Here is a 13,389-nt window from a genome sequence, read left to right on the forward strand (position 1 = left end):
ATCAGGCATTCATCTCATTTAGTCTTGCCGCCAGCTTCTCTACAATCCGATGGACCAGCTCGAAGCAGAGACCGTACTGCTGCAGATTGCCCCCGTAGGGATTCAAGATGTCCAGTTCGTCCCCCACGTAGTAGGAGAGGACATAGGTATTGTCCTCTCCGGCATGGGGGAAGCTCCGGATGATCTCCGCCCTCTGGCCGGCATCCATGGTGAAGACCAGGGTCGTGTCCGTGATCTCCTCATCCTTCAGTCCCTCGGACCGAAAATCCGGCGCCTCGATCCCATTCCCCTGCAGGACCGCCTCCATCTTCTGATTGATCGGTTCCGAGAAGAGCACCCGTCTTCCTCTGGCCAGGATCTCCGGCTTCCCGTCAAGCGGCTGCCTGCGCAGGAGTTCTGCTGCCAGGGGGGCCCGGCAGACCCCGCGGCCGGAGACGAAGATCACCCGGGTCACCTGCCTCCTCGCCTCAATCACCTGGTGGGCCGCCGCCTTGATCAGACGGTTCATAATCGCCGTTCCCATCCGGGGCGTATCGAAGGCCTCTGAGTAGATCAGGTCGATCCCCTCGTCGTCAAACCGGCGCAAGAGACCAAAGAGGTGGCGGGCGATCGCCTCCTCATCGCTTCTGGCACCGATCTCTTCCACCCTGCCCCGGGGGTAGCGGTCCCTGGTCTCGCTGGCCGCAATGATGCCTACCTTCCTGCCGGCCGCAAGAGCCTCCTCCGTCAAGCGGTTGATGGTCGAAATCACATCTTCCGTGGCCCCTCTGACAATCTTTAAGTCTCCCCTGGGGGCATAGTGCTTATAGCGCATCCCGGGGGCCTTGGGCCGTCTTCCGACATCCTCCCGCATGAGGCCCGGGTCCATGCGCACCCGCCCCTTTCCCAGGACCTCCTCCAGCATCTCAAGGCTGATATAGCCGGGGCGAAGCACTGTTGGAAGACCCTCCGACAGGTCCACAATGGTTGACTCCAGGCCTATCTCGACCGGGCCTCCGTCGATGATTGCATCAATCTTGCCCATCAGGTCGTCTTCCACATGCTCGGCCCTGGTCGGCGAGGGCCGGCCGGACCGGTTGGCACTTGGCGCTGCGATCATACAGCCGCTGGAGAGAATCAGCTGGCGGGCCACCGGATGCGACGGCATGCGGACGGCCACCGTGTCCAGACCGCCGGTCGTCTCCGGCGGAATCCGGTCGTTCTTTCGGACAATCATCGTCAGAGGCCCCGGCCAGAAAGCGTCCGCCAGAATTCCGGCCTCCGACACCGGGGACCGGGCGATCTCCTCAAGCTGCGAGAAGTCTGCGATATGCACGATCAAGGGGTTGTCGGAGGGACGGCCCTTGGCCGCATAGATCTTCCTGGAGGAGGCGGCGTTCTCGGCATCTCCCCCCAGACCATAGACCGTCTCTGTGGGAAATGCCACCAGGCCGCCCTCTCTCAGAATCCTCCCCGGCTCCTTCAGAATCTCTGCCAGGTCATCCCCCGGCATAACCTTATATCGTCTTGTCTCCAATGAGATCCTCTCTCTCTGCTGTCCCGACAGGCTCCTCTTGGGGAAGCACCTTTACACACGCTGACGATTTGCCCATATTTACTATTTGCCTGCGCTGACGGTCTGCCAGATGGAGGCTGGCTCCATACCCAGCTTCCAGAAAGCGACCCCGGCCAGCTGGTTGGACTGGTAGACTTCCATCTTCTTGGCCATGGAGTCTGCATTCTCCAACCAAATCTCTACCTTGTTGCCCCCGGCATCTTTCCAGGAGGCGGTGCTCTGTCCCAGCTCCTCGTTCCACTCGGCAACCGCCTTATTCTGGGCCAGAAGGGCATCCTGATCCTTCATGGCGACAGCCTGGCTGGAGACAGACCCATCGGTCTTCGTTGTCCATACCCTGGTGTAGAGGGGCAGGCCCAGAATCACCTGGTTGGCAGGTGTCGTCTCCAGTGTGGCTGCAACCGCCTTCTTGACATAGCCAATGGAGGAATTGCTTCCTGCGGTCTTGTCCGTCGCCCAGTGCTCATCATAAGCCATGATCACGTTGTAGTCGGCGTAGTTGGCCTGTTCCGCCCGGTTGTAGTGAATACTTGAGGCGCTTGGCGTGTAGTTGTCGACCGAGACCACCAGATTGTTGGCGTGGGCCTTCAGAGACAGCTCTCGGATGAACTGGATATAGCCGTCTGCCGCCTCGGTCGGCAGGGACTCGATATCGACGTTGATGCCGTCCAGATTGTAGCGGATTGCCGCGGCGATCAAGCTGTTGACCAGATTGTCTCTGGCGGAGGTCGTGCTTAAGACGGCCTTGGTGTCAACGCCCTTGGTTGTCAGGTTGCTGACCAGGCCCCACACGGCGATATTGGCGCCGTGCGCCTTGGACACATAGTCGCTGCTTCCCAGGTCATTGATATTCCCCGCATTGTCCTTGAGCGAGAACCAGGTGGGAGAGATCACATTGATCCCGGTCGTATTGGCCAGAAGGGCGGACATATTGGCGTTCCCCGCCGTCGAGGTCACCTGGTGCCAGGCCAGCTGGATCTTATAATCAAGGATCCTGTGACTGTAGCTGCGCTCCGGCAGGCTTGCCGCAATCTTGCTCTCCTTGACACCGCTTACCTTGCTCTTACGGACACACCCGATCACATTGTCCCGGCTTACCACCTGGTACCAGCCGTCCAACTCCGCCACAATGGTGAGGGCGTCCCCGCTCTTGCCATCCTCTAAGATCTGACTCTTGATTCCCGCCTTGCGGCGGATTCCCTCCGCCCCGTTTAAGCTCCCTGTCTTCACGGCGGTTCCCGCCGTCCAGATCGCCAGCCGGTTGGGCTTGTCCGAAATCGTGTAGGTCAGGTCCGTAAACTGCTTGACGAAGTCCAGGGCCACATAGGTCTTGTTGTCTGCGATGCGGACGATGGGGGCTGACCAGGTCTTCACGTCCTTATCTTCCATATAATTCGCATCCGACAGGTTGACGCTGATCAGGCTCTTGTCCGTGGCATAGCGCAAGATCCCCTCGGTGGAGTCGTACACCCAGCCGTCATCGATGTGATCGTGGAGGACACTCCACCGGATATAGGTCGTCCCCTGGATCAGCTTGGCGGCTGCGATCTTATCCTCTTGACTGACCAAGGTCCCGTTGGCAATCACAGCACCGTCATCTTCCTTATCGATCCCGAAGAAGCTGTTCAGACTCATGTGCTCCGTGCCTGGACGATAGCGCAGGGTGAGTCCGGCGGCGACTCCAACCACGGCAATCAGAACGAACAAAATCAAGGCCAGGGGCATTCTCTTCTTTTTCTTCATCTCACACCTCAGAGGGAATAAAGCTAACACATGGACGAAATACTGCTAACAAATTGACTAGATTATAACACAAGAGAGATACCCCGTAGATAGTCGGGATACCTCTCGGAATGCCTTTCGTGACAGATATGGATTTTCTCTCCGGCCGGTCGGTCCTCCCTGACCTCCGGCGTGTTCTTGCAGGCTCCGCGAGATGACGCACCGGGCGCCTGTCTGATTTACAGTTGCTGTTATAACTTCCCTTTTTCCTCCCCCGCGCCCCCTCTCCCCGAATTGTCTTCGGCGCCTTGTGCCCGGCGGTCCGCTCCAAGGTCTCCCATGACCACGGATTCCCGCCTGTCTTGCCCACTTGTTCGCTGCATGGACGTCTGCGAGAGCGGTTCCCTTCCTGCAGGCCTGTGGTATATGTGTAATGTTGTCTGCAGGACTTTGCGATATGTCTTCTCCGCCGGGCTTCTTCCTATGCCTATAGGGATAACATGCCGGCAGGCACCCCGCAAGGGCCCGGACACCGCTTCACGCAATCGCGATCAAAGCCCCTTTGCTCCTGCTAAGCGAATGATGGGAATCCTGCACAATTGCGATTTCTTCAAAATCTCACTATAATGAATTGCACTCAGGGGCAAGAGGAGGTTGCATGAAGATCGAGAAGCTCAGCGACAAACAGATTCGCTTTCATATCTCCCGCAGCGACTTAGACCGCAGGGGGATCAAGATGTCGGAATTCGCCTATGGGAGCGACCGGGCCAAGTCTCTCTTTCGCGAGCTCATGCTCTGGGCCGAGTACAAGCTCAACTTCGTCGCCCATGACATGCCCTTGATGATCGAGGCCGTTCCCTCGGATACGGATGCCATCGCGCTCATCGTCACCAAGCTCGATCCGCAGGAGGCCGAAGCCTACCAGAAGATCGGCCGGTCGTCTGCCTCTCTTCCCGGTCATGGCGGCGGAGATGATTCGAATCCCCCGAGCACCATCCGCCAATTCCTTCCTCCCGGCCTCCCGGCCGAAGAGACCGCCCTCTTCGCCTTCGACCGCCTGGAAGACCTCCTGTCTTTCGCCGCCAAGGTCCCTGATCCGGATCAGGTCTCCTCTTCTCTCTACCGAGACTCCGAGCGCCGGGTCCTCTATCTCATACTCGGAGAGAAGGCCTCCGCCCGGGAGGCCTTCTCTCCCATCCTGGCCCTTGCGGGCGAATACGGAAGCCTCCTTCATGTGCCCAAGCTCGGCATCTATTATATGGAAGAGCGGTTCGAGTGCACGCTGGCAGAGGACGCCCTGCGCAAGCTCAGGGAAACAGGCTGATCAAACACAATCCTGTAAGAAATAGGCCGATACAAATAGGCCGATAAGAAAGAGACTGATACAAAAAGACTCCCGGCCACCAGTGTATGGTACACCGTGACCGGGAGTCTTCTCTCTTGATGTCCGCTCTTGCTTTCGCCTGACTCAGGCCTCTGCGGGAGCGCCTACGGGGCAAACCGCTGCGCAGGAACCGCAGGAGATGCAGGTATCCTCATCGATAACGTACTTGGAATCGCCGGCGCTGATTGCAGATACGGGGCACTCGGGCTCGCAAGAACCGCAGCTGATGCAATCGTCAGAAATAACGTATGCCATTTGAAAACCTCCTGTAACTAAGCTCTTAAATCTACCATCCTGTTGGTATGCCCATTATAGTATCGAGAAATGTTCTTGACAAGTACTAATTTGTGTACACAATAGTTAGCCGGCCCTAGCAAACAGGCCCTTTCCCATGCTTAGATAGCGCACAAGCAAATTTTGCCAGCTTGTGTTGTAATTACAACGGAACAAGGATGTCAATCCGCTAAGATAGGCTTACAAGTTGCCCCACAGAAGGGCGAATGGTATGATTGAGGGCAAGTTTATCTTGTCGATCGAAAGAAAACAAGGCTTGATTCGGAGGTAGAAGCATGGAAGAGACCAAAGCACCTGTAGTAAATAAAGACACCATGATCGGAGAGCTCATGCAGCTTGACCCGGAGCTGGCTCCCATTCTGATGAGCATCGGCATGCACTGCCTTGGCTGTCCTTCCTCTCAGATGGAGACGATTGCGGAGGCGGCTATGGTCCACGGCTATGACGCCGATGACCTGGTCGATGAGATCAACTCCTATCTTGCCGCTAAGGCCGCGGCCCGGCCGGCTCAGGACTGACGCAAAGAGCAAGGGATCCGATGATCCTTGGAATCACAGAGGGATCCGATCCCGGGTGACTGTAAGACAGCCGCTCGGAGTCGGATCCCTCTTTCAAATCTCGAATCTCGGATCAAGGGGTGCCGCCGCAAGACCCAAGTCAGGGTCCGCTGACCGGTCCCCTGTCATGCTCCTTATTGGCGAACTTGGTGTACTCAGGCAACCATACCAGTTCCACTGTGCCGATGGGGCCGTTTCTCTGCTTGGCAATGATGATCTCGGAGATATTCTTGAGCTCTGTATCGTGGTTGTAATAGTCGTCGCGGTAGATGAACATCACCACATCCGCGTCCTGCTCAATGGCCCCGGACTCACGCAGGTCTGACAACATGGGCCTGTGATCCGGTCTCTGCTCCACAGCCCGGGAGAGCTGGGAGAGGGCGATGACCGGGACATTCAGCTCCCTGGCCACGGCCTTGAGCGATCGGGAGATCTCGGAGATCTCCTGCTGCCTGGACTCGGAACGACCGCCCCCTGTCCCGCTCATCAGCTGCAGATAGTCGATGATGATGACGTCCAGTCCCTTCTCCAGCTTGAACTTGCGGCACTTGGTCCGAAGCTCGGAGATGCTAATCCCGGGGGTGTCATCAATGATCAGCTTGGAATTACCCACAACGCCGGCTCCCTCGATCAGCTGCTCCCACTCGAAGTCCTGCAGGCTGCCGGTGCGGAGCTTCTGGGCATCGATTCTGGCCTCCAGAGAGAAGAGACGGTTGACCAGCTGCTCCTTGCTCATCTCCAGGGAGAAGATGGCCGCCGTCTTCCCCTCATGAAAGCAGATGTGCTGGGCGATATTCAGGACAAATGCCGTCTTGCCCATGGAGGGACGGGCGGCAATCAGGATCAGGTCCGAGGGCTGGAGGCCGGCCGTCTTATAGTCCAGGTCATAAAAGCCGGTGGGGATCCCCGTGACGATCCCCTTCTGTCTCGCCGCCGCCTCGATCCGGTCCAGGGCCTGCAGGACGACCCGGTCGATGGGGACATAGTCGCTCCCGCCCCGGTTCTGCAGGAGCTGGAAGATGTCGTGCTCCGTGCGGTCCATGATCGTCGCCGCATCCTCCCTGTCCTCGTAGCAGGCGTTCTCAATCTCCTGGTTGACCCGGATGATGCTGCGGAGCATGGCCTTATCCTTGACAATTCTGGCATAGTCTCCCACATTGGTGGAGGTGGGAACCGCGTAGGACAGATCGCTCACATATTCTGTACTGGCTACTTCCGGAGGGACGTCCTTCTGCCTGGCCTTGTTCTGAATGGTGACAATATCGACCGACGCCCCCGCATTGTAGAGTTCCACAATGCACTCAAAGAGGACCCCATACTGCTCATGATAGAAGTCCTCCCTGGTCAGAATCCCCATGGCAGAGACAATGGCCTCCCGATCCATAATCATCGACGCGATGACGGCCTGCTCCGACTCCAGAGAATTGGGCATCATTCGCTTGGTCTGTATCTCATCCATAGCTTATACTTCTCCGGTTTATACTTCTCCGACATGCACCCGAAGGGTCGCCGTCACCTGGGGATGGAGCCTGACCCTGATCTCATGCATGCCCAGCGACCGAATGGGCTCTTCCAGGACGATCTTCTTCTTGTCAATCACCTGCCCGTACTGCTTCTTGACCTCCTCCGCAATCTCCTTGGAGGAGACGGAACCGAAGGCCCTGCCCTTCTCCCCGGTCCGAATCCTGGTCTCGATCGTCCACGCCTTCATGGCCTCGGCCATCTCCTGCGCCGCAGCCAGCTGGTCTGCGGCGACTTTAGCGTCATTCTTGGCCCGCAGCTTCAGGTCATTCAGATTCTTGGGGGTCGCCTCCAGCCCCCACTTCTTGGCAATCAGGACATTTCTCGCGTAGCCGTCGCTGACATTGACAACATCGCCCTTCTTCCCCTGGCCTGCCACATTCTGTAATAAGACAACTTTCATCACAAATCTCCTCTATCCACATATTCATCAATCAACGCAACCAGCCGGTCTTTGACCTCCTCTGCGCTCGCGCCCGGGATCTGCGCGCCGGCGATATTGAGATGGCCGCCGCCGCCCAACTGCTCCATCAGCTTCTGGACATCCACCTCGTCGATGGACCTGGCCGAGATATAGACCTTGCCCCGGTAATCCGTAATGACAAAAGAGGCCTTGATACCCACGATGTTGAGCAGTTCATTGGCCGCCTGGGCCCCAACAATCGTGGGAGACTCCACCTCCAGGTTCCCGCAGACCGACACCGCATAGTGGTCATGATAGACCTCCGCGGCCCGGACCACTTGGGCCCTGGCCTTATAGGTCGCCATATCCTCGCGGAGCATCTTGCGCACCCGAATGACGTCAGCGCCGTTCCTTCTTAGGTAGGCGGCCGCCTCAAAGGTCCTGACGCCCACTTTGGCGGCGAAATTGTCCGTGTCGATCAGGATGCCCGCATAGATGCAGTCCGCTTCTGCCGGCCGAATCTGCACCTTCTCGGAGAAATACTGCAGGACCTCCGCAATCATCTCACAGGCGGACGAGGCATAGGGCTCGATATAGCTTAGGACCGGGTTCTGAACGACCTCCTCCCCCTGCCTGTGGTGGTCGAAGACCACAATGTGGCGGGTCCGGTGGAGCAGGTCCGGGGCCACCGTGTAGCTGGGCCGGTTGGTGTCCACAACCACGACCAGGGAATGTCTGTCCACCAGCTGCAGGGCCTCCTCCGGGCGGATGATCATATGATCCGGGTATCCGCTGTCCGGCGTGAAGAGGGAGACCAGGGGCCTGAGGGATGAGGTCACCGTATCGACCACAATTCTTGCCTCTTTGCCGAGCTCCCTGGCCGCCACATAGACCCCGACCGCCGCCCCGAAGGCGTCAATATCTGTAATCTTATGGCCCATGACAAGAATGGTCTCGCGGGAAGTCATAATCTCCCGCAGGGCCTGAGCCTTGACCCGGGCCTTGACCCGGGTGTTCCTCTCGATTTCCCTGCCCCGCATGCCATAGTAGCGGATCTCATCACCGGACTTGATGGCCGCCTGGGAGCCGCCCCTGCCCAGGGCCAGGTCCATGGCGGCTCTGGCATACTCGGCATTCTGGCTATAGCTGGCACCGCCCAGGCCGATCCCGATGGAGAGTGTGATCTCATTCTCATTGCCGGCCTTGGTATTCTTAATCTCTTCTAAGATAGAGAACTTGTCCCTCTCCATCTTGGCCAGATACCTCCGCTGGAAGAGGACGATGTACTTGTCCCTGTCATTCTTGCGGATGATGGCGTCGGAATTCTGAAAGTACTTGTTGACCTTGCGGTCAATCAGGGCGACCAACAGCGCTCTGCGGACGGCCTCAACGGCCTCAACCGTCTCCTCATAGTTGTCGATGCTGACCTGGGCCACCACCAGTTCCTGGTCAATATTCTTCTGGCGCAGCTTCACGAGCTTGGTCTCATCGAAGAGCATGAAGGCGATGACCTTATCCCTCCCCAGATTGAGGTCTCCGGCACCCTCTTCCGCCTCTCCGAAATGGTCAATGGTCAGCTGCTGCAGGGTCGCCCGGTAGGAGCGGTGATCGCTCTTTAAGCGCAGGATCAGGGGTTCCTCGCCGATTGCGGCAATCCGATCCCGGTTGATCAGGCCGAAGTGCGAGGTGACAGATTTCTGGAAATCGGAGTCCTCTCCCGCCAGGCGAAAGAAGGCCTCGTTGCGCCAGAGGAAACGCCCGTTGCTGTCCAGGAGGGCATAGGGGATCTCCAGCTTGCCCAGGAGTTCCTTCTGGACCGTCCCGTAGCGGGTCGCGAAATTAATAATCTCCCGGTTCAGCTTCTCCCGGTTCCACCGGTAGAAGAGCCAGATGACCAGGGCATAGACCAGGATGCAGGGCACCGCCAGGAGGGCCAGCTTCAGATTGAGAAAGAAGAGGGCAATGTCACCGAGCACAAACAGGACGATGACATAGAGCGGGGCCTTGAAATAGAGGTCCAGCTTACCCGTATATGTCAAAGTATTCACTCTTTCATCTCCTTCTTGTCCGCTCCTACCTCCGGTCTGCGGGGACTTTCACCGCATCATAGCGGACAGGGCGACAGATATAGTATATCATTTGCCCTCCACTCTGGCTATAAGAGCCCCCGACTTGCCCTATGGCCGGCGCTTCCGCCGCCCCGTCATGTTCCTCAATGACCCTCCTGATTCAATAGGGTCCTTGTGCGGCCCTGTCACCCCTTGTAAACCTGCCCAAAAGAGCCCGTAATTTTCGACAGCTTGCCCATAGGATAACCGGCGGATGTTCTCTATAATAGGTGTCAGGTTATGGAACTCGAATCGGCAGCTGTCGGTTCGCATGAAGAAGGAGAACACTATGTCAGAAGTAATACTGAAAGATGTCTGCAAGGTCTATCCCAACGGATTCCAGGCAGTCAAGGATTTCAACCTGGAGATCCAGGATAAGGAATTCATCATCTTCGTCGGCCCCTCCGGATGCGGTAAGTCCACCACCCTCCGCATGGTTGCCGGTCTGGAAGAGATCTCCACCGGAGACCTCCTCATCGATGGCAAGCGCATGAACGATGTCGAGCCCAAGGATCGCGATATCGCCATGGTCTTCCAGAACTACGCCCTCTACCCGCATATGACGGTATACGACAACATGGCCTTCGGTCTCAAGCTCCGCAAAGTTCCCAAGGATGAGATCGACAAGAAGGTGCGCGAGGCCGCTAAGATCCTGGATCTGGAAGCTCTCTTGGACCGCAAGCCCGCAGCCCTGTCCGGTGGACAGAGACAGCGTGTCGCTATGGGACGTGCCATCGTCCGTAAGCCCAAGGTCTTCCTCATGGATGAGCCCCTGTCCAACCTGGACGCCAAGCTCCGTGTACAGATGAGAATCGAGATCGCCAAGCTCCACGAGAGACTGGGCGCAACCATCATCTACGTAACGCATGACCAGACAGAGGCCATGACGCTTGGAACCAGGATCGTCGTTATGAGCGCCGGTGTTGTTCAGCAGACGGATACCCCCGAGAACCTCTACAACCACCCCGCCAACCTCTTCGTTGCAACCTTCATCGGCTCTCCCCAGATGAACATCATGGACATCAAGCTGGAAGACAAGGCCGGCACCCTGGTTGCCAAGACTCTGGTCGGCGATCATGAGCTCACCGTTCCCGCCAGCAAGCAGGAGGCCCTCAAGCCCTATGCCGGCAAGCAGGTCAAGATGGGAATCCGCCCCGAGGATATCTACGATGCCAACTACGCTGAGGGCGTCAACCGGGATGATATCATCAAGGCAAGCATCCGTGTCTACGAGCTTCTGGGCGCTGAGGTATTCCTCTACTTCGACTTCGGCGGCGTGCAGATGACCGCCCGTGTCAACCCCAACACCAGCATTCGCCAGGGCCAGGAGGCAACCTTCGCTCTGGATATGGAGAAGGCTCACTTCTTCGATCTCGAGACAGAGAACACCATCTGCGACTGACTTATAAACTGACAGAAGCCAGCGTCAGAGCAAGCGGCGACAGCAAAAGCCCCGCGACGGAATTTCGTCGCGGGGCTTTTTATTGCGCCTAATACGGCAGACCGCAGCCTAGAGCGCAGAAAGATCCGGAACAGGGTCGTCAGAACTCTCCTCTCTTGAGAGAGAATTTCCGGTAGCACATCAGCTGCTTTTCCAAAAAAAACTTGACTGATAATTCCTCGGCTTTCTTCATCTCCGGCATCCCCTGATAAACGATCGGCCCAGCATTTAAATAGTTAATATGGAATGCCGTTTCCTTTCGATCCAAAAGCTCATGTCCATGCAGCCATTCCAATCGAACACAGGCATTTATCTGGTCGTCCACAGCCCTCCCTCTCGCATATTTTCTTCTCGGATATGCGTCGGAGAACGAAATACTAATATCCCTATCGTGAAGAGAACACCTATCAACAAACAAGCCATTGTTGTAATACAGATCGGTATTGATGACCCGGATGCGAGACTTCCAGTAGTAAAACAGTCTATTACTCTTATCCTTGAGCAGATTAAGAAGCGTTGTTTGTTCTTCTGCATTGCGACAGACAATCCAAGCTAAAGAATTCTCAATTTGATATCTATCGGGATATAGGATTTCTGACTGTCTCAGAGATTTCTCTCGCTTTTTGTCCTCCGCTTCCTGAGATAAGAATGGCCCGTTTCCGTAGATCATCCCAAAATCCAACCCAGAAAACGCTTCCTCTCCGTGTAATACAGGACATCCTCCATCAGCCTCCGAGCCCTCTGAAAAACAAGTATTCGGATCAGATAATAGCTTATCAATCTGGAAGAAGAAAAATACCGGAACCGGAACATTAGCATTTGGATCCCTATCATACCGCAGATTATAGGGTTTAAACCCTTCATTATGATATTGTGTGGGGGTTAAAGGTCTGAAATAAAACCGCACATAAGAAGTGATCTTTTGCGCCGTCATATCTATTACCTGCCGGCTGGCATTATCATTCTGCATGACATGAAGTCCTTCTGCCTGCATCCGGCTAAAAAGCATCCCGCATTCCAGGATGCTGACCGCATTCCGGATATCTGTATAATGATATGCATAACGGGGCCACCATCGAACCGGTGAGTATTCTTCATTTTTCAGAATCATTTCTCTATAGCCCATCCGCTTGTCCTTTCATATCATATACCCGACCCTCTCCGGCATTTATCTGATAGCCCTCATTCATTTCCTCTGCCCTCCCATCTGTAATCCTGATTCTAGAAACATAGCCCAGAGAGAGTAAAAGATCCAAGACAAGTCGTCTAGGTGCATTTGCTTCTCCCCGTATGGCAATCCCACTGTTTCGAAGCTTTGACCAGATTTCAAAAAATGTGCCTTCATCTACCTTGATCACGGTATCAGGACTCTGTCTTTGGAAAACAAGTCCATCCTTCCAGAGCACCGACCAGCCTGTCTGATTAGAAGAGAAAGGATACGGAACAATGGAACAGTTATACCGGATGTCATCTTCAAGCCCCTGAAAAGACATGTCTTTTGCGTTTTGCCTCAGCCAATCAACCGTTTTTTCCTGGTTCCTATGCTCTGGAACCGGATCTTCGCCAGGCCCGAGATAGATAAAAATATCAATCGGCAGGTCCTGCAGATATTTTTCCATAATAGGCCGGACCTCCGACCAATCCAATTCACCATTTCCACATCCTAGTCTTGGAAATGCCACCGATGTAATCCCTTTTTCCGCATAGGTTCTGCAAAATTTGGCCAGACCTGCCTCGATATATTCAAGCCGAGAAGGATTTCTCCAGTGCTCTTTGGTCGGGAAAAGAAGGACCCAATGATCCGGCTCATAGCAAAGCATCAATGATCCTATTTTTAATTTCCTCTTGTCACAAATATCTCTATAGGCCTGAAACATATCCGGATAGCATTTTTTAAATTCAAGCGCTATCCCCTTTCCCATAACGCCTACCGTATTTACCGTGTTGACAAGAACTTGAGCAGGACTTTTAAAGATATTGCCTTCGATATACCGGATCATTTCCCTCCTCCAATCTCGATTCGATCACCATTTGGCAACACAAAAGCGCACTCAAAGCAACTGCCGGTCACCAAAGCAATCTCCTGCAAGTCATCCAGCGAGAAAGTACCTCGCTTTATTTTCTGACTAAACGCCTGCGGAGATTTATCCATTCTACGCCCCATCTCCGTTAAGGTCATATCTGTTTTCACCGCCAAAATTTTCAATTCATGATCAATTCGCATTTGTCCTATCTCCTTATACCATAAGTATAAATCGAGTAGTTGATTCTATCAATATTTACGTTTAGTTTTGTGGTGGCATTGAGAACTTTAGGAATAAACAAAGGGGGCTGTGAAAAAACTCCCCCAATGAAAAGAGCGTTCTCGTGCACCAAAGGTGCAACGGGGACGCTCTTTTTGGTA

General features: G+C 55.2%; 12 protein-coding genes. 3 read left to right on the top strand and 9 right to left on the bottom strand.

All coding sequences use genetic code 11. The features are described from left to right. Position 1: 1 nt before the first annotated feature. Positions 2 to 1,516 carry an L-threonylcarbamoyladenylate synthase gene (locus tag ACO5R6_RS04360; RefSeq protein ID WP_485625965.1) on the bottom strand — a complete coding sequence of 505 codons (1,515 nt, stop codon included), beginning with the start codon at positions 1,514 to 1,516 and terminating at the stop codon, positions 2 to 4. Between the two features lie 81 nt (positions 1,517 to 1,597). Beyond that, positions 1,598 to 3,298 carry a glycosyl hydrolase family 18 protein gene (locus tag ACO5R6_RS04365; RefSeq protein ID WP_485625966.1) on the bottom strand — a complete coding sequence of 567 codons (1,701 nt, stop codon included), beginning with the start codon at positions 3,296 to 3,298 and terminating at the stop codon, positions 1,598 to 1,600. A 637-nt stretch (positions 3,299 to 3,935) separates the two neighbouring features. Between ACO5R6_RS04365 and ACO5R6_RS04370 the strand changes: the two genes are divergently transcribed. Continuing rightward, positions 3,936 to 4,601 carry an adaptor protein MecA gene (locus ACO5R6_RS04370; RefSeq protein WP_485625967.1) on the top strand — a complete coding sequence of 222 codons (666 nt, stop codon included), beginning with the start codon at positions 3,936 to 3,938 and terminating at the stop codon, positions 4,599 to 4,601. A 144-nt stretch (positions 4,602 to 4,745) separates the two neighbouring features. On the opposite strand, the gene ACO5R6_RS04375 is transcribed toward ACO5R6_RS04370, so the two are convergent. Then, positions 4,746 to 4,916 carry a DUF362 domain-containing protein gene (locus ACO5R6_RS04375; protein ID WP_485625968.1) on the bottom strand — a complete coding sequence of 57 codons (171 nt, stop codon included), beginning with the start codon at positions 4,914 to 4,916 and terminating at the stop codon, positions 4,746 to 4,748. Between the two features lie 314 nt (positions 4,917 to 5,230). Here ACO5R6_RS04375 and ACO5R6_RS04380 point away from each other — a divergent pair, with 314 nt between their 5' ends. Next, positions 5,231 to 5,473, top strand: a complete 243-nt coding sequence (locus ACO5R6_RS04380; RefSeq protein WP_485625969.1) for a DUF1858 domain-containing protein — start codon at positions 5,231 to 5,233, stop codon at positions 5,471 to 5,473. 139 nt (positions 5,474 to 5,612) lie between these two features. Here the strand turns inward: ACO5R6_RS04380 and dnaB are convergent, their stop codons facing one another. From dnaB to ACO5R6_RS04395, 3 genes are read right to left on the bottom strand one after another with little or no spacing between them, the layout of a single operon-like run. Continuing rightward, a complete protein-coding gene (gene dnaB, locus ACO5R6_RS04385) occupies positions 5,613 to 6,971 on the bottom strand; it encodes a replicative DNA helicase (protein WP_485625970.1) in 1,359 nt (452 codons plus the stop codon). An 18-nt stretch (positions 6,972 to 6,989) separates the two neighbouring features. Further along, the gene (gene rplI / locus ACO5R6_RS04390; protein ID WP_485625971.1) at positions 6,990 to 7,436 is read right to left on the bottom strand and encodes a 50S ribosomal protein L9; all 447 of its coding nucleotides are present in this window, start codon (positions 7,434 to 7,436) and stop codon (positions 6,990 to 6,992) included. Next, entirely contained in the window at positions 7,436 to 9,484 is a 2,049-nt protein-coding gene (locus ACO5R6_RS04395; protein WP_485625972.1) for a GGDEF domain-containing protein, read from the bottom strand. The genes rplI and ACO5R6_RS04395 overlap by 1 nt, the downstream gene beginning before the upstream one ends. A gap of 349 nt (positions 9,485 to 9,833) precedes the next feature. Here ACO5R6_RS04395 and ACO5R6_RS04400 point away from each other — a divergent pair, with 349 nt between their 5' ends. Then, on the top strand, positions 9,834 to 10,946 hold the full coding sequence (locus ACO5R6_RS04400) for an ABC transporter ATP-binding protein (protein ID WP_485625973.1): 1,113 nt from the start codon (positions 9,834 to 9,836) through the stop codon (positions 10,944 to 10,946). A 139-nt stretch (positions 10,947 to 11,085) separates the two neighbouring features. Here ACO5R6_RS04400 and ACO5R6_RS04405 read toward each other — a convergent pair whose 3' ends face one another. Genes ACO5R6_RS04405 through ACO5R6_RS04415 form a run of 3 tightly spaced genes read right to left on the bottom strand, consistent with a single transcriptional unit; the run spans position 11,086 to position 13,209 of the window. Beyond that, positions 11,086 to 12,111 (bottom strand): DUF4433 domain-containing protein, encoded by a 1,026-nt coding sequence (locus ACO5R6_RS04405; RefSeq protein WP_485625974.1) that lies wholly within the window; start codon positions 12,109 to 12,111, stop codon positions 11,086 to 11,088. Then, the gene (locus ACO5R6_RS04410) at positions 12,101 to 12,985 is read right to left on the bottom strand and encodes a macro domain-containing protein (protein ID WP_485625975.1); all 885 of its coding nucleotides are present in this window, start codon (positions 12,983 to 12,985) and stop codon (positions 12,101 to 12,103) included. The genes ACO5R6_RS04405 and ACO5R6_RS04410 overlap by 11 nt, the downstream gene beginning before the upstream one ends. Next, positions 12,982 to 13,209, bottom strand: coding sequence for an XRE family transcriptional regulator (locus tag ACO5R6_RS04415; protein WP_485625976.1), 228 nt, complete (start codon positions 13,207 to 13,209; stop codon positions 12,982 to 12,984). Before ACO5R6_RS04415 ends, ACO5R6_RS04410 begins: the two co-directional genes overlap by 4 nt. Positions 13,210 to 13,389 lie beyond the last annotated feature (180 nt).

This window comes from Shuttleworthella sp. (genome assembly GCF_057251025.1).